Here is a 24,609-nt window from a genome sequence, read left to right on the forward strand (position 1 = left end):
GCGCGCTCAGTCACCCTGGTACCGCTGTTCGCGCCACGGGTCGCCGTAGTCGTGGTAGCCGGCGGTCTCCCAGAACCCCGGCTCGTCCATCGTCTTGAGCCGCAGGCCACGCACCCACTTGGCGGACTTCCAGAAGTACAGGTGCGGCACCAGCAGCCGGGCCGGCCCGCCGTGCTCGGCGGGCAGGGGTGCGCCGTCGAAGGTGTGCACCACCCACGCCTGGCCGCCGCGCAGGTCGTGCAGCGGCAGGTTGGTGGTGTACCCGCCGTAGGAGTGCGCGAGCGCGAAGTGCGCCCCGGTGTCGACGTCGGCGAGCAGCGTGTCCAGTGAGACGCCCTGCCAGTTGGTGCCGAGCTTGGACCAGCGGGTGACGCAGTGGATGTCCACCATCGGCGTCTCCTGCGGCAGGGCCATCAGGTCCTGCCACGACCACCGGTGCTCGCTGCCGTTCTCGGCGGAGATGACGAACTCCCAGGTGTCCAGCGACACCCGGGGCGTCGGGCCGGCCGAGAGCACCGGAAAGTCCTCGGTCAGGTACTGACCGGGCGGCAGGGCCGGCTCCTGCGTTCGGGGCCGGCCCTGAAAGCCGGGTGACACGATTCCCATTGCACAGTCGTACCATCCGCCCCGGCCGGGGCGGGAGCTTTCCCGCGTACCCCCTCGTCGGCTGGCGCGGCGCGGTCAGTGCCGCTTCGCGACGACCTCGCGGTCCTCGGGCAGGTCGCCGCCCCGGGTGGCGCGCAGGCTGGTCACCGTGACGACCACCAGCACACCGATGATCACGCCGAGCGAGGCCAGGGTGGGGATCTGCGGCACACCCTCCCAGATGCCGTGCGCCCAGTGCAGACCCAGCTTGAGGCCGATGAACGCCAGGATGATGGCCAGACCGTAACTGAGGTGCACCAGCCGGCTCAGCGCCGCGTGCAGGACGAAGTAGAGCGCCCGCAGGCCGAGCAAAGCGAACGCGTTGGTGGCGAAGACCAGGTACGGGTCCTCGGTGATGCCGTAGACCGCCGGCACCGAGTCGACGGCGAAGACCACGTCGGTGGCCAGCACCGCGACCACCACCAGGGCGAACGGGGTGAGCGCCCGCTTCGCGCCCTGCCGCACGGTCATCCTGGTGCCGTGGTACTCGTCGACCACCGGCATGATCTTGCGCAGCAGCTTCACCGAGCGCATCTTGTTGATGTCGACTTCCTGCTGATGCCCGGACATGGCGTCGCGCAGCAGCTTCACCGCGGTGGCGATGAGGATGATCGCGAAGAGCAGGAAGGCGAAGTCGAGGGTCTGCAACGCCGCGGCACCGAGGGCGATGAAGACGGCCCGCAGCACCAGCGCGCCGGCGATGCCGTAGAGCAGCACCCGCTGGGCGAGCACCGCCGGCACCGCGAACGCCGCCAGCAGCAGCATGAAGACGAAGAGGTTGTCGACCGAGAGCGACTTCTCCACCAGGTAACCGGTCAGGTACTCCACGCCCTGCTGGGAGCCGAAGCGGGACCAGATCCAGGCGCCGAACGCCAGCGGCAGCGCGATGTAGAACGCCGACCAGCCGATGGCCTCCCGCATGGAGACCTCGTGCGGGCGACGGGTGACCAGGAAGTCCAGCACCAGCAGCAGGATGACCCCGGCGATGGTGACCGCCCACAACGTCGGGGTGCCCACCGACGACAGGTCGCTGGCGGCGGACAGATATGACACTTGGCTCATCTAGGGTCTCCTCGAACACCGTCATGTTCGAGGTCTCCTTCACCCACCACCTGGTGGGCAACCACCCGAGGCACGCCGGGCGCACCGTACTGACCGGAATGGTTCGTGGGAAGTACTCCCCTCGCACGACAAGGTTAGGCCAGGCTGAATCACCGCGCCAAGCGGGACATCGATGGTTGCCCTGGTAAACCGCTGTGCCTGCCCGCGACGGGCGCGGTCAGCCGCGGCGCAGCGTCGCTCCCGGTGCCATCGCCTGCTCGACCAGCCCCCGATAGTCACGCGGCAGTTGAGTCGCCACGTCATCGAACTCACCGCCGGTGATCGCTTCGCGCAGGGTGGTGAAAACCGCCCGAATGGCGTCCCGGGCGGCCGGCTCCTGCACCCCGGCGCGCAACGCGACCCGGGCCACGAACTCCGCCGCGCCGAACCGGTCCGCCTGCTCGGTGCTCGGGCTCGGTTTCAGCACGAGTTGCAGCGGTTGGGGCAACTGGGCGGCCAGGTCCAGAACCTCGCCGCCGGTCAACCGCTCGGCGAACGTCTCCAACACGGCCCGGGTCAGCTCGACCGCCCGCTCGGACGACGTCGCGGTGCGCTGGGAAACCTGGTCGATGAAGGTGTCGTAGTTCATCGCGTACTCCCTTGGGCTCGCGTCGGCGTCAGCGGGTACCCACGGCGGGCGAGGAGAAACGGCACCCGGTTACCCCCGGCGGGTGGGCGTGACCGGCCGGCAGACGGGTAACCGCCGCCGGTCGTCACCACATCGATGCCCGAGGGAGCCCACGCCATGGCGAGCTACGCCGACGTCCTGCAGTACCTGTCGAGCCTGGACTACCCGGCCGAGAAGGACGACGTCGTCCGCGAGGCCGAACGGGAGGGCGCCCCGCCGGACGTGCTGAAGGCGCTGCGCGCCCTGCCGCCGGTCGACTACGCCAACGGAACCGAGGTGGCCCGGTCCGCCGGGATCGAGGCCGCGCCCGAGGTCGGCCCCGCCCAGCGGGCCGAGCAGGCCCGGGACAAGAAGCACAACCGGGTCTCGCAGCACCTGCGCGGCATCTGACCCAGCGGTGACGCCCACAGCCCGGCGGAGGAATCGTCACCGATGACCTACACCGGTGGGCCGTCCCGGCCGATGGAGGTGCGCTTCCCCGCCGCACGGCAGCTCGCCGTGGTGGCGGTGGTCGGGGTCCTCGCCGGCTGCGCCTTCGCGCTCGTGCTGCCGCTGCCGCTCGCCGCGCTGGCCGGCTGGGACGTGGGCGCGCTCAGCTGGCTCGTGCTGGTCTGGCACAAGATCTGGCCGATGGACGCCGAGCGGACCGCCCAGCTGGCCGTGCACGAGGACCCGAACCGGGCGGCCCGGGACGCCCTGCTGCTCTTCGCCTGCCTGGCCAGCCTGCTCGCCGTGGGGTTGGTCGTGGCCAGCGCGCAGAGCGCGCCCCCCGGACTGGCCCGGGAACTGCACAGCGGCCTGGGCGTGCTCAGCGTCGTGCTCTCCTGGTTCGTGGTGCACACCGTGTTCGCCGCCCGATACGCCCGGATCTACTACTCGGGCCCGGACGGCGGGGTGAACTTCAACCAATCCGAACCGCCGCGCTACTCCGACTTCGCGTACGTCGCGTTCACCATCGGGACGACGTTCCAGGTCTCCGACACCAACCTGACCAGCAACGAGATGCGTCGTACGGTGCTGCGCCACTCGATGGTGTCGTACCTGTTCGGCGCGTTCATCATCGCCGTGACAGTGAACCTGTTGGCGGGTCTGGCGCGATGACGACACCGGCTCGCCGGTCCCCCGGAGCGCGACACGGGGCGGGGCCGATCGAAGGGCCGGGACAGGCGGGCGCCCTGGTCACGAACCGCGACCGAGGGCGCCACGCAAGCCTGCCCAGGCGGTGAACCGCATCCGAACCGGTCGCGGTCACCAGGCGGTGGAGGCTCGCCCGAACCGAGCGGCCAGCACTGCCGGGTCCAACCATACGACAGAACATCCCCCGTTTGGTCAGAATTTGCGGAAGTGTGGGCCAGGGCACGTCACCGCCGACCGGTCACCTCCGCGTACCGATGCTCCAGGTCCACCCGCGCCAACGCCCCCACCAGCCAGGCCAACTGCTCCGACTCGCCACTGGCCAGGCCGGCCAGGTCGTCGGCCGACCTGCCCAGCCCGAGCCGACGCGCGGCAGCCAACGCCCGCCGGTCGGCGACCGGGGCCACTTCCCGCCACAACGCCTGCGCCTCGCGCAGGAACAGGTCGACGACGTGGCCGTCCACCCCCGGAAGCTCGGCGAGCAGCGCCCGCTCCCGGACCGGGTCGTGGTGCGCCACCGCCCGCAACCGGCGTAGATCACCCCGGTACCGCTCGACCACCGTGCGGGCCAGGTCACCGAGCACGCTGGCGAGCCCGTCCACGTCGCCGCGCTGGCCGCTGGCGCGCAACAACCGCACCCGGTCCTCGTGCAGCGAACGAGCCAGCCGGGCGGCGCTGTCCCACCCCTCGTCACGCAACGCCCGCGCCCCGTCCAACGCCCGCCGGAAGTCACCACGACGGGCCAGCAGCACCGACAGACACAGCACCTGGAACAGGCTCGCCGGGTTGTTGGTCACCCGGAACCCGTACTGCTCGGCGAAGCCCCGCCCGCTACCGGCGAGCCGGCGCGCCAGACGTTTACGGTCCTCCACCGGAGTGATCAAACTGGTCGCCATGCCGGCGACTACCCGCGCGGCCACCGGCCACACACCGCGCCGCCCGCCCCGGTGTCGTCAGCCGTGCAGGCCACCGGTGCGGTCGCGGGCCTTGAGGCGGGTCGTGGGCAACGCGGGCGCCGGCAGCGGCGGCGCCGGATCGTCGGCGACCACACCGAAGCGTGCGTCACCCGCCATCCAGTCCTCCCGGGCGGCGGCGATCTCCTCGTGCGACCGGCCCACGAAGTTCCACCACATCACCAACGGCTCCTCGAACGGCGTACCGCCCAGCAGCAGCAACCGGGCCCCCGCCCCGCCGCGCACCGTCAACTCCCGGCGGCCCGAGCCCAGATACAGCAGCGCCCCCGGCTCGAACCCGACCCCGGACGCCTCCGCGGACCCGGACATCGCCAGGACGGCGTACTCGAAATCGGGCCGCAACGACATCGTCGCCGGCGCCTCGCCGCGCAGCTCCAGCTGCGCCCCCACCAGCGGGGTGTGCACCACCGCCGGTGACCGTTTCCCGGCGAACTCGCCGACCAGCAGCGTGCCGTCCAGGTCGCCGTCGCGCCAGCGGGGCAGGTCGGCGTGGTGCGCAAAGTCGGCCGCCCCGGCGCGCGCCGCATCCGGCAGCGCCACCCACAGCTGCACGCCGTGCATCACCGGCGGGTGGGTGGCCGGTGACCGCTCCGAGTGGGCGATGCCGTTCCCGGAGGTCATCACGTTCAGCTGGCCGGGAACGATCGGCTGGACGTTGCCGAGGCTGTCCCGGTGCAGAATCTCACCGTCGAGCAGCCAGGTCACCGTCTGCAGCCCGGTGTGCGGGTGCGGCGGCACCTCCATACCGGGCCGCTGCGCCACATCGTCCGGGCCAAAATGATCAACGAAACACCATGCGCCGACCATCCGGCGGGCGCGCTGCGGAAGCAGCCGCCGCACCGTGGTGTACCGACCCAACGGCACGTCGTGGCCGGGCAACAACACACTGCCGGGATCGACGTCGGCCACGCCAGGCGGTCGGGTCTGCGCCAGCATTGATTCAGTACGCTCCACCGCCCGACTGTACGCTCACGCCCACCTGCGACCGCGGCGCTTCCCGCCAGGGCCGACGGACGTCACCAGCCCGTGGCCGGCGCGGGCGTGGCGGCGCGGGCGTGGCGGCGCGGGATGGCCGGTGCGGGATGGCCGGTGCGGGATGGCCGGTGCGGGATGGCCGGTGCGGGTCAGCGGTTGCTGGAGGACACGATCACGGTGTTGGCACCGGCGACCAGGTCCAGGTACAGGCGCTCGGCCGACCGGTCCCATCCCGGCGTACCCAGCACCGAGCCAGCGGCCACCCCGTCCCAGCGCTCGTCGCGTACCACCACCGAGCCGGCGCCGACTCCCGCCCGCACCCGAACCGGCGTCTCCCCGGGGACCCGGACGTCGAGCTGACTGGTCCCGCCGGTGAGTCGCACGGTCAGGCTGTCTGAGGTCGGACCGGCGAGGCCGTCGGGGCCGGCCGCGGTGATCGGTGGCAGGAGAATCTCGGTGCGGCTGGAACCACCGGCGAGGTCCACGCCCAGCAGCCGGGCCCGGCTCAGATCCAGCACCTGACTGCTCACCCCACCAACGAGGTGCAGACGCCAGGCGACCCGCTCGTTGAGCAACACCCGCACGGCGCGCGGCCCACGCGTCCCGGATTCCACGAGGTCGAGCCGGGCGGTCTCCCCCCGTACCGTCGGGCGGCCCGCCACACCCGAGCCGGCCGGGACACTGATCCGGTACAGGTCCTCGCCCAACTCGGCCACCCGCAGCTCGAACGAGGTCAACCCGTCCGCGAGCACGAAGGTGCCCTTTCGCCAACCGCCCAGGGGCGCTGTCAGCAGTTGCTCGCCAGCAGCGCCCGCACCACCGCTGCGACCGTCGGGCGCGTCCGGGTCAGCGCCGTCCCCCGGACGACCGCCGTCACCGGGCCGGGTGCCGTCCGGCGCGGTGCCATCCGGGCGGGTGCCGTCGGGTTGGCTGGAGTAGGTCATGCCGAGGCGGCCGGGATCGGCAACGATCACGGCCACCGCCGCCGCACCCAGCAGCAGCACGACGACGGCGGCAGCCACCAACAGGCGAGCCCCCGTGGACCACCGTCCTGGTGTGGCCGCACCGGAGGGTTCCGGCCCCGACTCCGGTTCGCGATCCACGCCGTTCCCCACTGCGGCCATGCCTCTGTCCCTCCGCCGGTCCCCGTCCAGGGGTACGTACCCGCCGGCCGATCGGATCACTCGGCGCCGATCACGTCACTCCGCTACGTCGCCAACGGTAGATCTTGGACAGTTTCCGTTCCGAGCGAACGGAAACTGTCCAAGATTTACGGACACCCACCGGTCAGACGACACCACGCGCCTCCCCGACGACCCCTGGAGCGCCGATCCCGGCCCCCCGCAGCCAGCGGCAGGCGGCAGGCGGCGGACGGCAGGCGGCGGACGGCAGGCGGCAGGGGATGCGACGGGTGGCCGGCGAGGGCGTCGGTGGTTGCGGGCGGCCGTGGTATGGCTACCTACCCGCACGGCGACAGCAGGAATGCCGCTGGCCGGCACCCCGGGGTTGCGGGTGCCGGCCAGCGGTCGGAATCGTGCGGTGGTGCGATGGTCTTGCGGGGTGCGGGTCAGCTGTTCCAGTACTGGGCGACCAGGTCAGCGGCCTGCTGCTCCCACTGGGCGTAGGCATCCGGGTACGCCGACACCTGCACCGTCTGCGCGGCCACGGTCAGCGGCATGTCCTGCCACCCGTCAACCTGCTTCAGACCCTTCAGGAACGCAGTCGTCGAGTACTCAGGGTCGGTGATCTGCTCCGGCGTACCCCAACCCGAGCTCGGGCGCTGCTGGAACAGACCCAGCGAGTCATGATCGTTCATATCGCCGAGGTGGCCGAGGTTCTCCAGCTTGGACTCCTGCAGGCTCGTCGCGATCGAGATGACCGCGGCGCGCTCGGGCAGGCCGGCCTTCTTCGTCGCGGCGATGATCGCCTTCACGTTGGCCGTCTGCTCGTCGTTCAAGGTGATCCGGGACTGCTCGCCCTGGGTGCCGTGCGGGATCAGCTTGCTGGTGTCGGGCTTGTCAGCCTGCACCGCGACCGCGACCGGCTTGGTGTCGGCCTGGTTGGCCACGTGGGCGATCGGGCCGGCGAACACACCGCCGACGAACGCGAGACCAGCAACGGACAGCACGCTCTTACGCATGATCGTGTTCATGGGGGTAGCTCCTTCGGGGGTAAGGACACCCACACGTCGGGGGACGCACGGGTGTGAGCACCTCGTCCGGCGCTGCACAAACAAAAGGGGAAAGTCTTCGGGGTCGGCGGCCTGCGAGCGGGGGCTCGTGGCACCGGGGTCCAGGTGTAACGACCCGGGGGCCGGGGTCATTCCGGGTTGGCCCATCCATCGGCGGCCTCGTGGAGGCGGTGCCGGGTCGGTCGTGGGGACTGTAACGACCGGGTGGGGGCTGGCATTCCAACCCTGCGCGACCAGCCTCAGCGCCCGGGGCGCACTCGGTGGTGCTGCGATCGTCAGGATGTGTAACGACCCCGACTCGGCCATGATTCCGGCCCACGAGTGCGGCCGGTCACCACCCACTGACCCCACAACCCGACAAACCACCCAGACGCGATGGACGGTTGGCGTCGAACCGCCCACACCGGGATGATCCACTGACAGCGGGGTGTCCCGGACGGCGGGACAGCCCGCCGTCAGGGAAAACCCACGTCGAGAACGGAAGCATCAGGCGCGCATTTCGCCCAGACGCGGTCGGCCTGCCATGGCCCGGCAAGGGTGGGTGGGCGTAACCGGACGCTACCGACGGTCCTGGTCTGCCAGGCGGGAACGCACCTTCGCGGCGCAGGCGTCCAGGACGGTTTGCGCGTCCAGCCCCAGGCTCTCGATGGCCACCAGCGCGGTGAAGGCGACGTCGGCCAGCTCCGCCGCCACGTCATCGCGGGTGTGGGTGACACCCTTGCGCGGATTCTGCCCGAGCAGACCGATCCAGGCGGCCGACGCCTCCCCCGCCTCTTCGGTCAGCTTGAGGATGCGGCAGGTCAGCTCGGTCTGCCCGGTGCCGTTCGCCGCGTCCAGCCAGCTGCGCGACACCCGGGCCGCCTCCCATATCGACTCGTCCACACGACCAGTCAACCCGATCGACCCACCGACCCGGACGACCGGGTTCGGCCGGACAGTCGTGATTGAGTCGCCGGTCAGCGTACCCATTGACACTTATCGACGGCGGTTCTAGGTTCAGGACGCTACCGGCCGGTAGGCAACCGTCCCGCTGGTCGCCCCCGGGCGACATCCGTCCGATGGGGAGCATCGATGCTGTCCACACCCGTTCGCACCCTCCGCCGGTTGCTCGCCGCCACCGCGACGCTGACCCTCGCGGTGGGGCTGGTCGGTGCCGCACCGGCCGCCGCCGCCGGCCGCGACGCGAGGGGCGGCGGGCCGCTGCCCGGCTACACCATCGAGAATCCGCCGTTGGCGCCGCTGGTCGTCGGCGGCAAACCGACGACGGTCCGCCAGGGCGTGCACCGCCACGCCGGGTACCTCATCGAGGTCCCCGCCCGGTGGAACGGCGACCTGGTGATGTGGGCGCACGGCTACCGTGGCCAGGGCACCGTGCTCTCGCCGGAGCCGCCGGGCTTCGGGCTGCGCCAGCGACTCCTGGAGCAGGGGTACGCGTGGGCGTCGTCCTCGTACGACCGCAACGGCTTCGACATCCGCTCCGGTGTGCTGGGCACGAAGGACCTCGCCGACCACTTCGCGCGGACGGTCCGCCGGCCGCAGCACACCTACGTCGCCGGGGTGTCGATGGGCGGGTACGTCATCGGTCGTTCGCTGGAGCAGTATCCCGGCTTCTACGACGGCGCGTTGCCGATGTGCGGGGTGCTCGGCGATCAGACGCTGCTCGACTTCTACCTGGACTACAACCTGGTCGCGCAGGCGCTCGCCGGGGTGCCGGCCTATCCCACGCCGGCCGACTACCTGACCAACGCGGTGCCGCGCATCCAGGTGGCGCTCGGCCTGGCCGGGCTGACCCCCACCGGGCCGGACACCACCACCGAGCGGGGCAAGCAGCTACGGGCGATCACGGTGAACCGCTCCGGCGGGCCGCGTCCGGGAGCCGACGCCGCGTTCGCGGTGTGGAAGGACTTCCTCTTCTCAATCAGCGTGCCCACCGGCAGCGGCAACTCCCCCGCCCAGCGGCCCGGCCAGCTGTCCACCAATCTGCTCACCCGCTACACCCCGAACAGCCCGGTCAACGTCAACGCGACGGTGCGGCGGGTCGCCCCGGAGAACCTGCGGCAGCGACTCCTGCCGACGTTGACCGAGGTGCCGCGGATCGCCGGCCGTCCGACCGCGCCGGTGCTCAGCCTGCACGGTCTGGGGGACCTGTTCGTGCCGTTCAGCATGGAGCAGGCGTACGCCACCGACGTGGCGCGGCACGGTCGCAGCAGGCTGGTGGTTCAGCGGGCGATCCGGGCCACGCAGCACTGCGAGTTCAGCCCGGCCGAGGCCGGCGCCGCCTGGGACGACCTGGTGTCCTGGGTACGCACCGGCAAGCGCCCGGCCGGCGACACCGTCACCGACCCGGCGGTGGTGGCCCGGCCCGACTACGGCTGCCGATTCAGCGACCGGGACGCGTACGCCGCCGGGGTCGGCACCCGCCGTCTCTACCCGGCCTGCTGAGGGCACGACGAACGCCGGCCGGCCCCTGAACGGGACCGGCCGGCGCGGGATGTGCGGGTGTCGTCACCAGAGCTGCTGGACGATGTCCGCCGCCTGCTCCTCCCACTGCGCGTACGCGTACGGGAAGGCGGAGACCTGCACGGTCTGCGCGGCGGTGGTCAGCGGCAGGTCCTGCCAGCCGCCGACGTTCTTGAGTGCGGTGAAGAACGCCGTGGCGGCGTACTCCGGGTCGGTGATCTGGTCGGGCGTGCCCCAACCGGACGACGGGCGCTGCTGGAACAGGCCCTGCGAGTCGTGGTCGTTGTACGCGCCGAGGTGGCCGAGGTTGTACAGCTTCGACTCCTGCAGCGACGTGGCGATACCGATCACCGCGCCCCGGTCACCAACGCCGGTCTTCTTGGCGGCGTGGACGATGGCGCGGGCGTTGGCCAGCTGCGCGTCGTCGAGGGGTACCCGCGACTGGGCGCCCTCGATGCCGTGCGGGATGAGCTGCGCACGGCTCGGCTTGCCCTCCGGCGGCTTGCCGGTGGCGGAACCGGTGGTCAGGCCCGACTCGACGGGCTGCTCGTCGTTCTGCTGTGCCGAGGTGGCGGCCTTGCCGGTGGCGCGGTCGATGGCGGCGACGGCGCCCTGGTGCGGTCCGGAGGTGACCGGTGCGGCGACCGCGGTCGGCGCGAGGGCCAGACCACCGAGAGCGGCCACACCCGCCACGCTCAGCGCGGTCTTGCGGTACGAGTCCTTAGCGATGGCGGGGAGCCATCGAGTGAAGTCGACCTTCACGATGGTTGCCCTTTCGATCGTGCGGAGCGCTCCGGGGTGAACACTCCTCGGGAGATGACCGCGGAAAGGGGTTTGGGCTCCGGCGGTACGGGGGACACAACCAGGTTCACGTGTCGGTCATTCCGGAAATGGCCTCACGTCGAACCGATGCGGTCCCGGTCACGGCGCAGAACCGGACAGACGCGACTCGCTGCCCGCCACACCTCACGGTGGTGACGCAGGGTGACTGAGCGGTCGGAGACGGAACCCCGTTCACAGCCTTTGCTTTGCACCCCCATACGCAACAGACACCGTGCGTGACGGCGGTGCGGAATGCCTACGGCGGGCGCAAACGGCTCATCCGCAGCTCAGGGTCCGTGGTGCCGATCTGGGTGCAGAGCAAAGGGCGAATTCACCGTGCTGGGGGGCGGGCGGCTGGCGGTTTCGCCGCTACCGTGAGCGACCGACCAGCGCCGCGTCCACCGGCTCGCCCGGTCCGGCGAACTCCCGATGCAGCCGCGCCGCCAGCACCGGAATCGCCGGCCCTCGGAATTCGGCGTCGCCCCGGTCGACGGGCAGCGTGAAGCCCGGGTGCCACCGCAGCGGGAAACCGTGCCGCTCGGCAAATGATTCCAGCGTCGCGCCGGTCAGGGTGCCGGCGAAGGCCGGGTCCACCACCAGTTCCTCAACATCGCGCGCGAGGTCGAGGGTGCCGTGGATCTGGGCCTCCACCTAGTCGTCGAGCACGCGACCGACAGTGTCCGGCGTGGTCGGTACGTCCCGCACTGTCCGAACGAGTGCGCCGACGTCCGTTCCGGCGCGCCGTCCGCGTGACCGAGCAGGTTCATTCCGCCGTACGTGGGACGGTCGGCCGCCGTGACGCCGGTTCGCTGGTACGCGCCGTCGAACATCCGTTGTTCCCAACGGTCCCGGTCTCCGCCCGGATAGGCGGTGAGCCCGCCGTTGGAGATCCCGGTGACGAACTGGCTGCGGTACACCCCGTCCTCGGCCAGGGCGGCGCGCCGCTCGGCCACGGCCAGGGACCGGGCGTGGGCCAGGGCCGCCGTCTGCGCCGGGGTGAGGGCGGCAGCCCGGGAACTGCCGGACTCAGTTGTCGCTGTCACGTCCGGGCTCCGCATGCCGCGTCCCCTCCCGCACGTCCGGCGCGAGCAACTCCTGGAAGACGGTGATGTGCAGGCCGGCGGGCGCGTCGAGGCGGGAGTTGAGCGACTGCCACGGTGTACGCGTCGGCGGCGCGACCTCATTCGCCCCGGCGGCGACCAGCCGGGCCGTAGTCGCCTCGGCGTCGTCCACCTCGAAGGCCACCCGCAGGCGGGGGGCGACCTGCCGCCCCACCTCGACCTCGTCGATCATGCGTTTCTGGGCCGGGTTGGCGATCTCCAGGGTGGCCCGGCCCGCATCCAGGATCACCACCCGGGCGTCTCCGTCGCCGACGAACGCTGCCTCCTCGGGCAGGCCGAGCGCGTCACGGAAGAACGCGACGGCAGCGTCGTAGTCGTCGGCCTCCACCACGAGGCGGAGCTGACGGACGGCGGGGGTGGGGTGCTCGGCGGCCATGCGCGATCCTAACGCCGTAGGCTCGCACCGTCGGGAAGGGAGCGTCATGGCTGGAACAGCTCAGGACGAGACGTACCCTCTGCGCCCGGTCGGCCGGGTCGCCTCGCCGCTGACCGACGCGGCGAGCGCGCCACGACAGGGCGACGAGGGCGCGCCGGCCGCGTGGCTGGTCTTCGACCGGCACGTCGAGCGGGCATTGCGTGACCTGCGGGTCGGCGCGGAGCTGCTGGTGCTGACCTGGTTGGACCGGGCCCGGCGCGACGTGCTGGCGGTGCACCCACGCGGCGACGAGAGCCGGCCGGAGACCGGCGTGTTCAGCACCCGCTCCCCGCACCGGCCCAACCCGATCGGGCTGCACCGGGTGCGGGTGCTGGCGGTGGACGGGCTGCGCGTCGAGGTGGCCGACCTGGAGGCCCTCGACGGCACCCCGATCCTGGACGTCAAACCGGTGCTGGGCGCGGCCGACGAGCGCTGAGCCCGCCGACCGCACACCAGGCCACAAACCACCAGGCCGGCAGGAGTCAGTGGCCGCGGGCCAGCCACTCCGGCAGGTGCGGCGCCTCCGCGCCGATCGTCGTGTCGTCGCCGTGGCCGGTGTGCACGACCGTCTCCGGCGGGAGGGTCAGCAGGCGGGTGCGGATCGACCGGACGATGGTGTCGAAGTCGCTGTACGAGCGGCCCGTCGCGCCCGGGCCACCGGCGAAGAGCGTGTCGCCGGTGAACACCGCACCCAGCCCCGGCGCGTGGAAGCTGCACGCGCCCGGGCTGTGCCCGGGGGTGTGCAACACCTGCAGCGTGGTGCCACCCACCTCGATGCTCTGCCCGTCGTGCAGCTCGCCGTTGGGCGGCAGGTGCGGGTGGACCATGTCCCAGAGGACCCGGTCGGCGGCGTGCAGCAGCACCGGCGCGCCGGTGGCCTCGGCCAGCTCGGGCGCCACCCGGACGTGATCGTCGTGGGCGTGGGTGGCCAGGATCGCCCGGACCCGCCGGTCACCCACCAGGGCGAGGATCGCCGCCACGTCGTGCGGCGCGTCCAGGACGACGCACTCGCGGTCGTCACCGATCACCCACACGTTGTTGTCCACGTCGAAGGTCTGGCCGTCGAGGGAGAACGTGCCCGAGGTGACCGCGTGCTCGACCCGGGCGGTCATCAGAACACCACCACCGAGCGGAGCACGTCGCCGTGGTGCATCCGCTCGAACGCGGTCTCCACCTGGTCGAGCGCGATCTCCTCGGTGACGAACGCGTCGAGGTCGAGTCGGCCCTGCAGGTACAACTCGGTGAGCATCGGGAAGTCCCGGCTGGGCAGGCAGTCGCCGTACCAACTGGACTTGAGGGCACCGCCGCGCCCGAAGACGTCCAGCAGCGGCAGCTCGATCTGCATCTGCGGGGTCGGTACGCCGACCAGCACCACCGTGCCGGCCAGGTCGCGGGCGTAGAAGGCCTGCTTCCACGTCTCCGGTCGACCCACCGCGTCGATCACCACGTCGGCGCCGAAGCCACCGGTGGCGGCACGGATCGCCTCGACCGGGTCGGTCTCGGACGCGTTCACGGTGTGCGTGGCGCCGAACCGGCGGGCCCAGTCGAGCTTGCGGCTGTCGGTGTCCACGGCGACGATCGTGGTGGCGCCGGCGAGGGCCGCGCCGGCCACCGCCGCGTCCCCGACGCCGCCGCAGCCGATCACCGCGACCGAGTCGCCCCGGGTGACGTTTCCGGTGTTCATCGCCGCACCCAGCCCGGCCATCACCCCGCAGCCGAGCAGGCCCACCGCGGCGGGTCGGGCCGCCGGGTCCACCTTGGTGCACTGACCGGCGTGCACCAGGGTCTTCTCGGCGAACGCCCCGATGCCCAGCGCCGGGGCGAGTTCGGTGCCGTCGGTGAGGGTCATCCGCTGGGTGGCGTTGTGGGTGTTGAAGCAGTACCAGGGCCGGCCCCGGCGGCAGGCCCGGCAGACCCCGCAGACCGCCCGCCAGTTGAGCACCACGAAGTCCCCCGGGGCGACGTCGGTGACGCCCTCGCCGACCTGCTCCACGATGCCCGCCGCCTCGTGACCGAGCAGGAACGGGTAGTCGTCGTTGATGCCACCCTCGCGGTAGTGCAGGTCGGTATGGCACACGCCGCACGACTGGATCCGGACGATCGCCTCACCCGGCCCCGGATCGGGCACAACGATGGTGGTGACCTCGACCGGAGCGCCCTTGCTGCGGGAGATGACTCCCCGGACTTCCTGGCTCACTTCGCCTCCTGCTGATGGTCTGCGGCAGGGCCGGGTGCCGGGGTGGGCGGGTGTGCCACGGGCTCGGCGCTGGGCCCCCGGCGAACCTACCGCGACCACCACAGCCTGCCCAGCCGCCCCGGCGGGTTATCGCGGGCGCTGCGGGGTACGCGGGCCGCATTCGACCACTGCCAACGGGAGTGACAATGAAATTCGCCCACCTGCCGCTGCGGCTCACCATCGGCGCGTACGTCCTCAACTCGGGTCTGGGCAAGCGCAACCTGGAGGGCGCCGCGGCGGAGGGCATGCACGGGATGGCGGTCGCCGCCATGCCTCAGCTCGGCCAGCTGGAGCCGGCGCGCTTCGCCAAGCTGCTGTCGTACTCGGAGATCGCCCTGGGGGCCGCGCTGATCGCGCCGTTCGTCCCGGCGCCCCTGGTCGGGCTCGGCCTGACCGCGTTCGGCGCGGGCCTGGTGCAGCTGTACCTGAAGACGCCGGGGATGCGGGAAGCCGGCAGCCTTCGGCCGACCCAGGCGGGTGCGGGCCTCGCCAAGGACGTCTGGCTGGTCGGCGCGGGGCTGACCCTGGTGCTGGAGGGGCTGACCCACGGCCGTCGGCGCGGCTGAGGCCATCTGAGGGACCGCGGTGACTCACCCTCGGTCGGTGCGGCCGTTCTACCGGCCGATGCGGCCACACCGCCGCGACGAGCCGCACCGGGCTGCCACCCCGCTGGAACTCTTCTTCGACCTCTGCTTCGTGGTGGCCGTGGCGCAGACCGCGACCAGCCTGCACCACTTCCTGGCCGAGGGTCACCTCGCCCACGCGGTCACCGGCTACGTGATGGTGTTCTTCGCGATCTGGTGGTCGTGGGTGAACTTCACCTGGTTCGCCTCGGCCTACGACACCGACGACGACGTCTACCGGATCACCACCCTGGTGCAGATCCTCGGGGCGTTGATCCTGGCGGCCGGGGTGCCCCGCGCCTTCGCCGACAACGATTTCACCGTCATCACCTACGGGTACGTGGTGATGCGGCTGGCCGCCGTCGTGCACTGGAGCCGAGCGGCGGCCGGCGACCCCGCGCACCGTGCGGCGGCGCGCCGCTACGCGATCGGGGTGACGGTGGTGCAGCTCGGCTGGCTGCTGCGCCTGTTGCTGCCACCCGAGTGGGGGCTCGCGTCGTTCGTGCTGCTGGGGCTGGCCGACGTGCTGGTGCCGGCGGTGGCCGAACACCCCGGCATGACCCCCTGGCACCCGGCCCACATCACCGAGCGGTACGGGCTGTTCACGCTGATCGTGCTCGGTGAGGCGGTGGCGGCCGTCTCGTTGGCGATCCAGGACGGGCTCGACGCCGGGGAACACGACCTCTGGTGGCTCGCGGCATCGGGCGCGGTCATCGTGTTCGCGCTGTGGTGGCTCTACTTCGATCGGCGCAGCGAGGCGCCCGACCGGCTGCCGTACTCCCTGGTCTGGGGTTATGGTCACTATCTGATCTTCGCGGCGATCGCCGGGGTCGGCGCCGGCCTGGGCGTGGCGGTGGACTACGAACGGCACCTGGCGCACATCTCGGAGCGGACCGTCGGGTACGCGGTGGCCGTCCCGGTCGCCGTCTTCCTGCTCACCGTCTGGGTGCTGCACGTACGCGGCAAGCAGCACGGCGTGACGGCGGTCGCCTTCCCGGTCGTCGCGCTGCTGGCACTGCTCACGCCGCTGGGCCCGGCCCCGGTGTACGTGCTCGCGGCGCTGCTGGTCGCCCTCGTGACGATCACCGTGCTGTTCCGCGACCGCGACGTGGGGCGGACCGCGGCCGTGGCCGACCAGGCCTGACCGCGGTCACGCCACCTGGCGGTCAGCCCTCCGACGCCCGGGTGAAGGTCATGATCCAGTTGGTCTCCCAGGTCTGCTCGCCGTCGACCGAGAACGCCTGCTCCCAGCGGGCGGTGGTCGCGCTGATGTCGGACCAGACGAACCGGCACCGCACCGGGCGTCCCTCGTGCTGGTCGTCGGCGTAGAAGCGGCCGACCCCGTCGACGAAGCGGCCGACCATCGGTGGCTGCCCCAGCACCCCGGTGTCGCTGCTCATCCAGTAGATCGACCACTCCTGCCGGGCCGGGTCGAAGATCCGGACCGTGGCGCCGGCGGAGCCCCGGGTCGGAAAGGTGATCTCGTCGAAGTGACCGCCGCCGGCGAAGAAGCCGTGCGCCACCGACACCCCCGGGAACTCCTCCCACTCGTCGGAGCCGACCAGCCGCTCGCGCAGCCGCCGGTTGACGACGTTCCAGGTGCCCACAAAGAAGTCGAAGTCGCCCATCAGCGGCCCACCGGCCCTTCCGCTCGCGTGTCGTGCAGGTATCCGGCCAGGTGGGGAGCCTGCGGGGCGAGCATGTGCCGCACCCAGGCCGCCCGCTCGTGCTCCAGCACCGCCAGCTCCCAGACGCAGCCGACGGCGGGTCGACGGACCTCGACGAAGTGGGTCGGGTCGTCGTCCGGGCAGTCCAGCGCCGGCTGCCCGGCCGCCGCGACGCGGACCTCCACCGCGTTGTCCCAGACCCAGGTGTACGCCAGCAGGTACGCGCCGGTGTCCGCGCCCCGGTGCAGCACCACCCACCCGGCGGCCGGGGTGCCGTCGTCGACGACGTCGGCCAGCAGCAGGCCCACCTGGTCGTACGCGGCCTTCTCCACCTCCGGTTCGAGCGGCCGTTCCGGCTGGTCGATGTGGTAGCGCTTGAGCTGCCGACCGTCCACCGTGATCGGTCCCGGCGTTCTCAGATCCTTGTCGCGAAATGCCATGCCGGGACGGTACGAGCGGTCCCCTGACAACTAGTGTCAGTGAAGTGCGGGCCAGTCGACTTCTCTCCGTCCTGTTGCTGCTGCAGTCACACGGGCGGTTGACCGCCGGGCAGCTCGCCGAGCGGTTGGCTGTCTCCCCCCGCACCATCTACCGGGACGTCGAGTCGTTGCACGCCGCCGGCATCCCGCTCTACGGCGAGGCCGGGCACTCCGGCGGCTACCAGCTGGTCGACGGCTGGCGGACCCGGCTCACCGGCCTGACCGCCGAGGAGGCCGACCGGCTGTTCCTCGCCGGCCTGCCCGGCCCTGCCGACGAGCTGGGCTACGGCGACGTGGTGGCGGCGCTGCAACTCAAGCTGCACGCCGCGCTCCCCGCGCCGCTGCGCGACCGGGCGACCCGACTGCGGCAACGCTTCCACCTGGACACCCCCGGGTGGTACGCGGACGGCGACGCCTCCCCCGAGCTGGCCCGCACGGCCGAGGCGGTCTGGCGGCAGCACCGCATCGAGGTGCGCTACCGCGGCTGGAACGGCGAGGTGACCCGGGTCCTGGAGCCGTACGGCCTGGTCCTCAAGGGCGGCCGGTGGTATGTGGTGGCCGACCAGCCCGGCCGGGGCGCGCCGGCCACGTACCGGGTCAACCAGATCCTCACGCTCACCCCGCTCGGGCAGGAGTTCGACCGACCCGAGGACTTCGACCTGCCGGCCTGGTGGCGGGCGCACGTGGTGCGGTTCCGGGAACGGCTGCACCGCGACGATGCCACCGTCCGACTCTCCCCGGCCGGGCGGGAGCGGCTGCGCGAGATCGGCAGCGACCCGGTGGTGACCGCGATGAACACCAGCGCCGGGCCACCCGACGCGCGGGGTTGGGTGACCGCTGTGCTGCCGATCGAGTCGCTCACCCACGCCCACGGTGAGCTGCTGCGCCTCGGCGCCGAGGTCGAGGTGCTCACCCCGGTGGCGCTACGCGAACGGCTGGCCGCCACGGCGGCCGGGCTCGCCGCGCTGTACTCGCCCACCTGAACAGGTCCGGCCCGCTCCACAGTGGAAGGGTCGGGGGCGTCGGTTGTCGGCACGGTGTGCCACCCTGGGACGGTCATCAACGGTCACCGGAGGTGAGGGTCACGTTACGGCTACGCGCACTGGTCGCCGTCCCCGGCACCGGGCCGGTGACCCTCGACGTTCCCGCCGGCACGCTCGCCGCCCTGGTCGCGCCACCCCGGTACGGCACGGCGGTCGCCCGGGTGCTGGCCGGGCTCGCCCCACCGGTGACCGGCCGCATCCTCGTCGGCGACCGGGACGTCACCGCCCTGGCGCCGCCCCGCCGGCAGATCGGCTACGTGCCCGCCGGTGGCGCGCTGCTGCCGCAGCTGACCGTGCGCCGCAACATCGAGTACGGCCAGCGCAAACGCGAACGGGTACACGAGGTGGCCGACGACTGGACGGCCACCGTTGTCGACCGGCTCGAGTTGGCGCTCTCCCTCACCCTGCTGCCGCACCAGATCTCCGCCGCCCAGCGGTTCCGGGTGGCGCTCGCCCGAGCGGCGGCCTGCCTGCCCGAGGTGCTCGTGGTGGACCTGCCGGCCGGCTCGGCGGGCGACAGCCGCCTCGGTGACCTGATGCCCCGTCTCTCGCCATCGAACGCTCCCGGGGTGGCGGTGCTGGTCTGCACCGCCGACCCGGCCACCCTGGCCGAGATCCCGGTGCGCCACGAGCTGGTCACCGAGCCGAGCGAGGTGCCCCGATGAGGCCGACGATCCGGGCGAGTCGTCGTACGCTGCTGCGCGCCGCCGCCGTGGGCGCCACCGCGCTGGCCGCCGGCTGCTCCGGCGGGAGCCGGTCGGTGCAGGTCGCGGTGGTCTGGAGCACCAGCGAACTGGACCGGTTCCGCGAGGTCGTCGCCGGCTACCCCGCGCCGGTGCAGGTGGTCAGCGCCGGCAACGACATCGACGCGTTCCTGCGCGCCCGGCACCTCGCCGGCACCAGCCCGGACGTGGCGATCCTGCCGCGCCCCGGCCTGGTCACCGAGTACGCCCAACGCGGGTGGTTGAGCCCGGTGCGCCCGTCCACCGGGTACGCCGTACCCGCCGGGCTCAGTGAGCTGCTGACCGCCGAGGGTCAGCGCTACGGGGTCTGGGTCAAGGCGGCGCACAAGTCGCTGGTCTGGCACCTGCCCTCGATGCTGCCCGTGCCGCCGGCCAACTGGGATGAACTGGTCCGGCTCACCCGGGCGCTCGGCGCGCTCGCCCGGCGCGACGGCGGGCCGGCGCCGTTGGCCATCGGCGCCGCGGACGGCTGGGTGCTCACCGACTGGTTCGAGAACGTCCTGGCCGACGTGGCACCCGAGAGCTACAACGCCCTCGCCCGGGCGGACGCCGACTGGCAGGGCGGCGCGGTGCGCGAGGCACTGGACCGGCTCGCCGGGCTGTGGAGCATCGACGGGGCGTTCGTCGGCGGCGGCCGTCGCGCCCTGCTCACCCAGTACGAGGAGTCGGTGATCCAGGTGGTGCACACCCGGCGGGCGGTGATGCTCGTCGGGGCCGACTTCACCGCCGACGTCGCCGACCCGTTCCAGCGCGGCCCGCAGGCGCCGGTGACGTTCCGGTTCCCGGGCGCCTCAGCGGGCGGTGGCCCACTGATCGTCGGCGGGGACGCGGCGGTGGCGTTCGCCGACGCCCGGGGCGGGGTCGAGCTGGTCGAGTGGCTCACCCGGGCCGACTCGTTCCAGCCGTGGCTGCGTTCCGGCGGCTATCTCTCGCCCAACACCAACGTCACGATCGACAGCTACCGCGACCGGGTCGGCCAGCGGCTCGCCGAGGAGATGCGGACGCCCGGCACGCTGCGGTTCGACCTCTCCGACCAGTTGCCCGGCCCGTTCACCGGCTCCGACGGGGTCGGCATCTGGCGGATCATGCAGGGCTTCTTCGCCGACGTCACCGACGGGGTCCGGGCCGGTGAGGCGACCCGCCGGGCCACCGGCCTGCTCGCCGCGGCGGCCCGCAACGCGGGGGGCGGCCGATGAGTGAGGTGCGCGTCCTCGGCGAGCTGGCGGTCCTCGACGACGTCGGGCCGGCCCGGCGGGGTCGGGCCTATCCGGCGGCGGGAGCGACGTCGGCCCTGCTGCTGCCGGCCGCGGTGCTGCTCGGTGGGCTGGTGCTGTGGCCGGTGCTGCGGACCATGCACGCCAGCGTCACCACCGACGGCCGCTGGGTCGGCGCGGCGCACTTCCGGACCGCCCTCGCCGCCCCGGGCACCGGCGCGGTGGTCGGCCGGACGGTCCTCTGGGCCCTGCTGGTGCCGGCGGTGGTGACGGCGTTGGGCTACCTGCTGGCCGCCGCGTCCCGCCGCTCCCAGGAGGGCGGCCTGGTGCGGTTGATCCTGCTGGTGCCGGTGGCGTTGCCGCTGGTCGTCACCGGGGTCACCTTCCGGCTGATGTACGACCCGGACCCGAGCCGGGGGCTGGCCACACTGGTCGCGACCCGGCTGACCGGCCGCTCGGTGGAGGACGCGCCGCAGCTGCTCGGCCCGGGGATGGTGACCGTCGCGTTGATGTCGGCGTTCGTCTGGGCCTGGGTCGGGTTGGCGGTGCTGGTCTTCCGGTCCGCCCTGGACGCGGTGCCGCCGAGTCTCGCCGACGCGGTCCGCGCGTACGGCGGCGGGCGTCGCCACGTGCTGTGGGACGCGCAGTGGCGGCCACTGTTGCTGCGGACGACAGCTGTGGTGTTCGCGTTGGTGGCGGTGGGCACCAGCCGCACGTTCGACCTCATCCTGGTGATGACCCCCGGTTCGGTCCGCGACGAGGCGTCGGTGCTGGCGTTGCGGATCTGGCAGACGTCCGGCGGCACCACCACCGGCGACGGCGCCGCGCTCGGTGTGGTGTGGCTGGTGGCGGTCATCGGCGGGATCATGGTGGCCGCGCTCTTCGTCCGGCAGGCGTGGCCCCCGCCGCGCGTCGAGGCGGCACCGGAGCCCGCTCCGGTCGCCCCGCCCCGGCGGGTGTTCCGGCTGCTCGCGGCGGGTGCCGCGGTCGCCTGGCTGGTGCCGCTGGCGGTGCTGGTCGCCACCTCGGCGCACGGCAGGGTGGACGCCGCCGCGCGCGGCTGGTGGTCCGCGCCGCCCAACGGCGAGTCCTACCGCGACCTGCTCACCGGCACGCAGCTGTGGCGCACGCTGGGCTTCACCCTGCTGCTGGCCACCGCGGTGACCGCCACGGTGCTGGTGGTCGCGCTGCTGGCCGCGTACCCGTTGGCATGGTTGACCGGGCCGGCCGCGCAGGCCACCGGGTTGCTGCTGCTGGGCGCGAGCGTCGTGCCGATCCAGGTCATCGCCGGGCCGGTCAACGAGGTGCTGGGCCTGGTGCTCTCCTCCGGCACGGCTCAGGGCCTGGCCCTGGTGCACATCGCGCTTGGTGTGCCGTTCGCCGTGCTGGTGCTGCGCAACGCGTTCGCCGACCTACCGGTCGAGCAGGTCCGCGACGCCCGGCTGGGTGGGCGCCGGTGGTGGCACACCCTGCGCCGGTTGGCCCGGCACAACCTGTCGGCGGTGGTGGCGGTCTCCGTGCTGGAGTTCGTCCAGGTCTGGAACGACCTGGTGGTGGGTCGGCTGTTCAGCGCGTCGGGAGCGTCGCCGCTCGGGCCGTTCCTGGCCGAGCAGACCCGCAGCTTCGTGAGCAACAGTGGCGCGCTGGCGGCCAGTTCGGTGCTCGCCTCGGTGCTGCCGGTGGTGCTCGTGGTCCTCTCCCGGCGGCACCTGGTCGCCGGGCTGGTCTCCGGGGGCGTCCGGTGACCCGGCCGGGTGGCCCGCGCGGTGGTTCGCGCTGGCCCGCGCTGATCGCGATCGGCGGCGTGGTCGGCAGCATCCTCGCCAACGTGGCCGGCAACCTGGCCGGCAATCTCCTCTCCGAGCTGGTGGCCAGCGTGCTCGGGCCGGTGACCATCGTGCTGGCCTCCGGCGGCGTGCTGGGTTACGTGGTGTACGAGGTGCGCCGCCGCCGGGCCGGTCACGAGGTCGGCCCCGAACCGACGGAGGTGCTCACCACACCGGCCACCGGGGCGCCCACCCTGCCCTACACGGCCGAGTTCACCGGTCGCCGCGAGCACGTCGACGCGCTTGTCGCGCTGCTCGCCCGGGAGCACGCCGTGGCGGTGCTGGGCCGCCGCGCGGCGGGCACCTCCGCGTGCGCGGTGCAGGCGGCGAACCAGTGCCGGGAGGACTTCCCGGAAGGGCAGTACTACCTGGACCTGCGGCGGCGTGGCCGACCCCGCTCGGCCCGGCAGGTCCTCACCGCGCTGGCCCGGATCCTGGGCACCGCCCCGCCGACCTCCGGCCGGCCGGACGCGCTCGCCGCCGCCGCCGACGCGCTGCGCGGTCAGCTCGACGGTCGCAAGATCCTGCTGGTGTTGGACAACGTCGACCGTCCTGACCAGGTCCGGCCGCTGTTGCCGCCCACCGCCCGCACCTGCCGCCTGCTCCTCGCCGGCGGTCCGGCGCTAACCGGTCTGGAGGGTGTGGTCGCGCACTGGATCGCCGAGCCGGGCACGTCCGAGGCGGTGGAGCTGTTCGCGACGGCGGGCGGGGCCGCGCCCGCCGCCCGGATCCGGCGCGCCGACCCGCGCACCGACCCGGCGGTCCGCGAGATCGTCGACCTGTGCGGGCGGCAGCCGCGCACCGTGCGCGCCCTCGGTTACCGCACGGCTCAACACGGCTGGCGGCACTCCGACGTGCTGGACGCGCTGCGCCGCGCGGTGCAGACGCCACCGCACCAACGGCTCGCCGTGTCACCGGCGGCCCGTCTGGTCACCGAACGGGACATCGCGTACCAGGCGCTGCCCCGCCAGGCCCGACGGTTGTACCGGCTGATGTCGCTGGTGCCCGCCCCGGTGGACCGGCCCACCATCGCCGCGCTGGCCGGGCGGCATCCCGAGCTGGTGACCGCGCTGCTCGACCGGTTGGCCGCCGCCGCGTTCGTGGTCGGCGCGCCGGGCGACCGGTACGAGATCCGCCCCCTGCTGGCCGGCAGCGCCCGGCTGCACCTGCGCGACGCGGATCCGGCCCGGGCCCGGGTCGCCGCGCAGGCCCGGCTGACCCGGCACCTGGCCCGCCGGGCCGAACGGCACGCGGCCAACCTGGCGGTGCTCGGCTCCCCACCGGACCGGGAGTGGTCGCTGCCCCTCGACGACGACCCGTACGGCTGGTTCGACCTGCACCAGGAGTTGCTGCTGGCGGTGGTGCGGGTGCCGGCCGGCGCGAAGGAGACCCTGCCCCGCCGGGTCCGCCGGTGGTGGTTCCGGCTGGCCGTGGCGCTGTGCGGGTGGCTGGCGTACGCCGAGCGGCTCGACGAGTGGGAGCAGGTCTGCCGTACCGTGCTGGCCACCCCGACCGCCGACGACCGCCCGGAGATCGCCGGGTGGGCGCACAACGAGCTGGGGGTGCTGCGTCGACGCCGGCACGACCCGCAGGGGGCCGCCGCCGCGCTCACCCTCGCGGTCAACGAGCGGGGGCGGCGGGGCAACGCCCAGGCGCGGATGAACCTCGGCCTGGCCCTGCTCGACCTGGGGCAGCTCGACGACGCGGTGGAGCACCTGGAGCTGTCCCGCCGGCACCGCTCCGGCGCGGACCGGGCCGGGCACGCCCTCACCGACCTGGGCCTGGGCGCGGCCCACCTGGCCCGGGGAGAGCCGGACACCGCCCACCACCACCTGGTGCGGGCGGCCAACACGTTCCGGTCGGTGGGCGACGCGCGCGGGTACGCTGCGGCGCTGACCAACCTGGTGCTGGTGCACGCGGCCCTCGGCGAGCACCTGGACGCCGCCCAGGCGTGGCGGGCCGCCCTGCGCGAGTACGAGTCGGTCAACGACCCGACCAGCCGGGCGACGGCGCTGCTCAACGCCGGGGCGACGCTGTTGAGCAGCACTCCGGGGCAGGCGCGGACGGCGTACGAGCTGTTGGCCGAGAGCCGCCGGCTGCGCGAGGAGACCCGAGCGAGCGCCGGGCTGGCGCGTACCCTGCTCTACCTGGGTGACGCCTGCGCCGCGCTGGGCGACCGGGCCGACGCGCGGCGGCACTGGGCGGACGCGGCGGCGGTGGCCGAGGAGGTCGCCGACGCGCAGGGGTTGGCCGCCGCCGACGCCCGACTCGAGGAGGAGGCCGAGCGCCGCGTGACGTAGGTCGCTCGGGTT

The 24,609-nt window shown here is 72.9% G+C and carries 27 protein-coding genes; 11 read left to right on the forward strand and 16 right to left on the reverse strand.

All coding sequences use genetic code 11. The annotated features are described in order from the left end of the window. Positions 1–6 precede the first annotated feature (6 nt). The 3 genes from QCZ28_RS10165 to QCZ28_RS10175 all read right to left on the reverse strand — a co-directional run bounded on the left by QCZ28_RS10165 (position 7) and on the right by QCZ28_RS10175 (position 2,335). A complete protein-coding gene (locus tag QCZ28_RS10165) occupies positions 7–606 on the reverse strand; it encodes a sulfite oxidase-like oxidoreductase (protein ID WP_279516349.1) in 600 nt (199 codons plus the stop codon). A 75-nt stretch (positions 607–681) separates the two neighbouring features. Further along, entirely contained in the window at positions 682–1,707 is a 1,026-nt protein-coding gene (locus QCZ28_RS10170; protein WP_279516350.1) for a TerC/Alx family metal homeostasis membrane protein, read from the reverse strand. Positions 1,708–1,924: 217 nt separating this feature from the next. Next, positions 1,925–2,335, reverse strand: a complete 411-nt coding sequence (locus tag QCZ28_RS10175; RefSeq protein WP_279516351.1) for a DUF2267 domain-containing protein — start codon at positions 2,333–2,335, stop codon at positions 1,925–1,927. A 156-nt stretch (positions 2,336–2,491) separates the two neighbouring features. Between QCZ28_RS10175 and QCZ28_RS10180 the strand changes: the two genes are divergently transcribed. Beyond that, positions 2,492–2,764: a DUF2795 domain-containing protein gene (locus tag QCZ28_RS10180; protein WP_030332551.1), complete on the forward strand. Its 273-nt coding sequence runs from the start codon at positions 2,492–2,494 to the stop codon at positions 2,762–2,764. Between the two features lie 42 nt (positions 2,765–2,806). Beyond that, the gene (locus QCZ28_RS10185; RefSeq protein ID WP_279516352.1) at positions 2,807–3,475 is read left to right on the forward strand and encodes a DUF1345 domain-containing protein; all 669 of its coding nucleotides are present in this window, start codon (positions 2,807–2,809) and stop codon (positions 3,473–3,475) included. A gap of 260 nt (positions 3,476–3,735) precedes the next feature. Here the strand turns inward: QCZ28_RS10185 and QCZ28_RS10190 are convergent, their stop codons facing one another. From QCZ28_RS10190 to QCZ28_RS10210, 5 genes are all read right to left on the reverse strand, one after another. Then, a complete protein-coding gene (locus QCZ28_RS10190; protein WP_279516353.1) occupies positions 3,736–4,404 on the reverse strand; it encodes a hypothetical protein in 669 nt (222 codons plus the stop codon). A 57-nt stretch (positions 4,405–4,461) separates the two neighbouring features. Further along, on the reverse strand, positions 4,462–5,436 hold the full coding sequence (locus tag QCZ28_RS10195; protein ID WP_279516354.1) for a pirin family protein: 975 nt from the start codon (positions 5,434–5,436) through the stop codon (positions 4,462–4,464). Between the two features lie 170 nt (positions 5,437–5,606). After that, on the reverse strand, positions 5,607–6,581 hold the full coding sequence (locus tag QCZ28_RS10200; RefSeq protein WP_279516355.1) for a hypothetical protein: 975 nt from the start codon (positions 6,579–6,581) through the stop codon (positions 5,607–5,609). A gap of 443 nt (positions 6,582–7,024) precedes the next feature. Beyond that, the gene (locus tag QCZ28_RS10205) at positions 7,025–7,609 is read right to left on the reverse strand and encodes a hypothetical protein (RefSeq protein WP_279516356.1); all 585 of its coding nucleotides are present in this window, start codon (positions 7,607–7,609) and stop codon (positions 7,025–7,027) included. Between the two features lie 597 nt (positions 7,610–8,206). Then, positions 8,207–8,530, reverse strand: coding sequence for a MazG-like family protein (locus tag QCZ28_RS10210; RefSeq protein WP_030332544.1), 324 nt, complete (start codon positions 8,528–8,530; stop codon positions 8,207–8,209). Between the two features lie 189 nt (positions 8,531–8,719). On the opposite strand from QCZ28_RS10210, the gene QCZ28_RS10215 reads away from it, so the two are divergent. Then, positions 8,720–10,090, forward strand: coding sequence for a hypothetical protein (locus tag QCZ28_RS10215; protein ID WP_279516357.1), 1,371 nt, complete (start codon positions 8,720–8,722; stop codon positions 10,088–10,090). Between the two features lie 63 nt (positions 10,091–10,153). On the opposite strand, the gene QCZ28_RS10220 is transcribed toward QCZ28_RS10215, so the two are convergent. The 4 genes from QCZ28_RS10220 to QCZ28_RS10235 all read right to left on the reverse strand — a co-directional run bounded on the left by QCZ28_RS10220 (position 10,154) and on the right by QCZ28_RS10235 (position 12,427). Continuing rightward, a complete protein-coding gene (locus QCZ28_RS10220; protein WP_279516358.1) occupies positions 10,154–10,870 on the reverse strand; it encodes a hypothetical protein in 717 nt (238 codons plus the stop codon). Positions 10,871–11,299: 429 nt separating this feature from the next. Then, entirely contained in the window at positions 11,300–11,581 is a 282-nt protein-coding gene (locus QCZ28_RS10225) for a DUF3626 domain-containing protein (protein WP_279516359.1), read from the reverse strand. Beyond that, positions 11,497–11,988: a DUF3626 domain-containing protein gene (locus QCZ28_RS10230; protein WP_279516360.1), complete on the reverse strand. Its 492-nt coding sequence runs from the start codon at positions 11,986–11,988 to the stop codon at positions 11,497–11,499. The genes QCZ28_RS10225 and QCZ28_RS10230 overlap by 85 nt, the downstream gene beginning before the upstream one ends. After that, a complete protein-coding gene (locus QCZ28_RS10235) occupies positions 11,957–12,427 on the reverse strand; it encodes a VOC family protein (protein ID WP_279516361.1) in 471 nt (156 codons plus the stop codon). The genes QCZ28_RS10230 and QCZ28_RS10235 overlap by 32 nt, the downstream gene beginning before the upstream one ends. Positions 12,428–12,473: 46 nt before the next feature. On the opposite strand from QCZ28_RS10235, the gene tsaA reads away from it, so the two are divergent. After that, the gene (tsaA, locus tag QCZ28_RS10240; protein WP_279516362.1) at positions 12,474–12,902 is read left to right on the forward strand and encodes a tRNA (N6-threonylcarbamoyladenosine(37)-N6)-methyltransferase TrmO; all 429 of its coding nucleotides are present in this window, start codon (positions 12,474–12,476) and stop codon (positions 12,900–12,902) included. 46 nt (positions 12,903–12,948) lie between these two features. Here tsaA and QCZ28_RS10245 read toward each other — a convergent pair whose 3' ends face one another. Both QCZ28_RS10245 and QCZ28_RS10250 read right to left on the reverse strand, forming a co-directional pair. After that, the gene (locus QCZ28_RS10245; RefSeq protein WP_279516363.1) at positions 12,949–13,578 is read right to left on the reverse strand and encodes an MBL fold metallo-hydrolase; all 630 of its coding nucleotides are present in this window, start codon (positions 13,576–13,578) and stop codon (positions 12,949–12,951) included. Next, positions 13,578–14,663: an S-(hydroxymethyl)mycothiol dehydrogenase gene (locus QCZ28_RS10250; protein WP_030332535.1), complete on the reverse strand. Its 1,086-nt coding sequence runs from the start codon at positions 14,661–14,663 to the stop codon at positions 13,578–13,580. The genes QCZ28_RS10245 and QCZ28_RS10250 overlap by 1 nt, the downstream gene beginning before the upstream one ends. 185 nt (positions 14,664–14,848) lie before the next feature. Here QCZ28_RS10250 and QCZ28_RS10255 point away from each other — a divergent pair, with 185 nt between their 5' ends. Further along, positions 14,849–15,268, forward strand: a complete 420-nt coding sequence (locus tag QCZ28_RS10255) for a hypothetical protein (RefSeq protein ID WP_279516364.1) — start codon at positions 14,849–14,851, stop codon at positions 15,266–15,268. A 37-nt stretch (positions 15,269–15,305) separates the two neighbouring features. Next, positions 15,306–16,469 carry a low temperature requirement protein A gene (locus tag QCZ28_RS10260; protein WP_279516365.1) on the forward strand — a complete coding sequence of 388 codons (1,164 nt, stop codon included), beginning with the start codon at positions 15,306–15,308 and terminating at the stop codon, positions 16,467–16,469. Between the two features lie 22 nt (positions 16,470–16,491). Here the strand turns inward: QCZ28_RS10260 and QCZ28_RS10265 are convergent, their stop codons facing one another. Further along, positions 16,492–16,953: a hypothetical protein gene (locus QCZ28_RS10265; RefSeq protein WP_030332532.1), complete on the reverse strand. Its 462-nt coding sequence runs from the start codon at positions 16,951–16,953 to the stop codon at positions 16,492–16,494. After that, positions 16,953–17,432 (reverse strand): hypothetical protein, encoded by a 480-nt coding sequence (locus QCZ28_RS10270; RefSeq protein WP_279516366.1) that lies wholly within the window; start codon positions 17,430–17,432, stop codon positions 16,953–16,955. Before QCZ28_RS10270 ends, QCZ28_RS10265 begins: the two co-directional genes overlap by 1 nt. Positions 17,433–17,476: 44 nt before the next feature. Here QCZ28_RS10270 and QCZ28_RS10275 point away from each other — a divergent pair, with 44 nt between their 5' ends. The 5 genes from QCZ28_RS10275 to QCZ28_RS10295 all read left to right on the forward strand — a co-directional run bounded on the left by QCZ28_RS10275 (position 17,477) and on the right by QCZ28_RS10295 (position 24,597). Beyond that, the gene (locus tag QCZ28_RS10275) at positions 17,477–18,454 is read left to right on the forward strand and encodes a WYL domain-containing protein (RefSeq protein WP_279516367.1); all 978 of its coding nucleotides are present in this window, start codon (positions 17,477–17,479) and stop codon (positions 18,452–18,454) included. Between the two features lie 92 nt (positions 18,455–18,546). Then, the gene (locus tag QCZ28_RS10280) at positions 18,547–19,179 is read left to right on the forward strand and encodes an ATP-binding cassette domain-containing protein (RefSeq protein WP_279516368.1); all 633 of its coding nucleotides are present in this window, start codon (positions 18,547–18,549) and stop codon (positions 19,177–19,179) included. Further along, a complete protein-coding gene (locus tag QCZ28_RS10285) occupies positions 19,176–20,453 on the forward strand; it encodes an extracellular solute-binding protein (protein ID WP_279516369.1) in 1,278 nt (425 codons plus the stop codon). The genes QCZ28_RS10280 and QCZ28_RS10285 overlap by 4 nt, the downstream gene beginning before the upstream one ends. Continuing rightward, entirely contained in the window at positions 20,450–22,216 is a 1,767-nt protein-coding gene (locus tag QCZ28_RS10290; protein ID WP_279516370.1) for an ABC transporter permease subunit, read from the forward strand. Before QCZ28_RS10285 ends, QCZ28_RS10290 begins: the two co-directional genes overlap by 4 nt. Continuing rightward, a complete protein-coding gene (locus QCZ28_RS10295; RefSeq protein WP_279516371.1) occupies positions 22,213–24,597 on the forward strand; it encodes a tetratricopeptide repeat protein in 2,385 nt (794 codons plus the stop codon). The genes QCZ28_RS10290 and QCZ28_RS10295 overlap by 4 nt, the downstream gene beginning before the upstream one ends. Positions 24,598–24,609 lie beyond the last annotated feature (12 nt).

Source organism: Micromonospora sp. DH14 (genome assembly GCF_029809455.1).
Lineage (GTDB): Bacteria > Actinomycetota > Actinomycetes > Mycobacteriales > Micromonosporaceae > Micromonospora > Micromonospora parva.

Bases quoted from the DNA above. Each gene is read 5' to 3' on its own strand.
- QCZ28_RS10165 (WP_279516349.1), bottom strand. From the start codon at position 606: ATGGGAATCGTGTCACCCGGCTTTCAGGGCCGGCCCCGAACGCAGGAG.
- QCZ28_RS10170 (WP_279516350.1), bottom strand. From the start codon at position 1,707: ATGAGCCAAGTGTCATATCTGTCCGCCGCCAGCGACCTGTCGTCGGTG.
- QCZ28_RS10175 (WP_279516351.1), bottom strand. From the start codon at position 2,335: ATGAACTACGACACCTTCATCGACCAGGTTTCCCAGCGCACCGCGACG.
- QCZ28_RS10180 (WP_030332551.1), top strand. From the start codon at position 2,492: ATGGCGAGCTACGCCGACGTCCTGCAGTACCTGTCGAGCCTGGACTAC.
- QCZ28_RS10185 (WP_279516352.1), top strand. From the start codon at position 2,807: ATGACCTACACCGGTGGGCCGTCCCGGCCGATGGAGGTGCGCTTCCCC.
- QCZ28_RS10190 (WP_279516353.1), bottom strand. From the start codon at position 4,404: ATGGCGACCAGTTTGATCACTCCGGTGGAGGACCGTAAACGTCTGGCG.
- QCZ28_RS10200 (WP_279516355.1), bottom strand. From the start codon at position 6,581: ATGGCCGCAGTGGGGAACGGCGTGGATCGCGAACCGGAGTCGGGGCCG.
- QCZ28_RS10205 (WP_279516356.1), bottom strand. From the start codon at position 7,609: ATGAACACGATCATGCGTAAGAGCGTGCTGTCCGTTGCTGGTCTCGCG.
- QCZ28_RS10215 (WP_279516357.1), top strand. From the start codon at position 8,720: ATGCTGTCCACACCCGTTCGCACCCTCCGCCGGTTGCTCGCCGCCACC.
- QCZ28_RS10230 (WP_279516360.1), bottom strand. From the start codon at position 11,988: ATGCGGAGCCCGGACGTGACAGCGACAACTGAGTCCGGCAGTTCCCGG.
- QCZ28_RS10235 (WP_279516361.1), bottom strand. From the start codon at position 12,427: ATGGCCGCCGAGCACCCCACCCCCGCCGTCCGTCAGCTCCGCCTCGTG.
- tsaA (WP_279516362.1), top strand. From the start codon at position 12,474: ATGGCTGGAACAGCTCAGGACGAGACGTACCCTCTGCGCCCGGTCGGC.
- QCZ28_RS10245 (WP_279516363.1), bottom strand. From the start codon at position 13,578: ATGACCGCCCGGGTCGAGCACGCGGTCACCTCGGGCACGTTCTCCCTC.
- QCZ28_RS10255 (WP_279516364.1), top strand. From the start codon at position 14,849: ATGAAATTCGCCCACCTGCCGCTGCGGCTCACCATCGGCGCGTACGTC.
- QCZ28_RS10265 (WP_030332532.1), bottom strand. From the start codon at position 16,953: ATGGGCGACTTCGACTTCTTTGTGGGCACCTGGAACGTCGTCAACCGG.
- QCZ28_RS10270 (WP_279516366.1), bottom strand. From the start codon at position 17,432: ATGGCATTTCGCGACAAGGATCTGAGAACGCCGGGACCGATCACGGTG.
- QCZ28_RS10285 (WP_279516369.1), top strand. From the start codon at position 19,176: ATGAGGCCGACGATCCGGGCGAGTCGTCGTACGCTGCTGCGCGCCGCC.
- QCZ28_RS10290 (WP_279516370.1), top strand. From the start codon at position 20,450: ATGAGTGAGGTGCGCGTCCTCGGCGAGCTGGCGGTCCTCGACGACGTC.